This is a genomic window from Enterococcus sp. C76 (assembly GCF_040886985.1).
Classification (GTDB): Bacteria; Bacillota; Bacilli; order Lactobacillales; family Enterococcaceae; genus Enterococcus_B; species Enterococcus_B lactis.
The window spans coordinates 1-552 of record NZ_JBFOEY010000042.1; the positions used below are offsets into that span (position 1 = coordinate 1).

At 39.9% G+C, this 552-nt stretch carries 1 protein-coding gene; it reads right to left on the reverse strand.

Annotated features, from left to right (window positions below; all coding sequences use genetic code 11):
- On the reverse strand, window positions 1-552 hold a 552-nt coding region (locus AB3I00_RS14610), incomplete at both ends, for a hypothetical protein (RefSeq protein ID WP_368025617.1).

The window sequence follows — 552 nt, forward strand, 5'->3', positions numbered from 1 at the left end:
ATCTGGGGAAACATTGTGTGTCAAATTCCATGATTTTGCCAAATGGAACAATTGCCATGTTTGGTTTGGTCCTGCAGGCGCAAATGTCATGACCAAATCATGGGTCGCATCGTATTTGCTTTTTATTTGAATTACGTCCATCTCTCCTTTTTCCGGAATCGTTGTTCGTGTTTTTCGAACAAAACAATTGGTGTGTAACCCTGTTTTTAATTCCGCTAATCCTAATGCCGTGTTTTTGGTTAAATTAGGCGTAATTACCTCCTTAGGGGCCATTACTGCGACGTAAGCGACCCTGTCAGGCACTACCATAGATACTTCTTCCCAAATATCATACACCACAATCTCATCATTGATCGTACAAGTTTTTTGTTTGGTGGCAGGCGGTAGTGGAGGTTGCGTCTGCAAAAAGGAATTTTGATGAGTATAAAACAACACTGGAGAACTCGCCCCTACTCTTTTTGCACAAGTAAACGTAATCGTTTCTCTTGGCACTACACTTGTTTTGAAACTTAAAAAATGATTGTTAGCATCAAATTCACCATTTTTATAAGG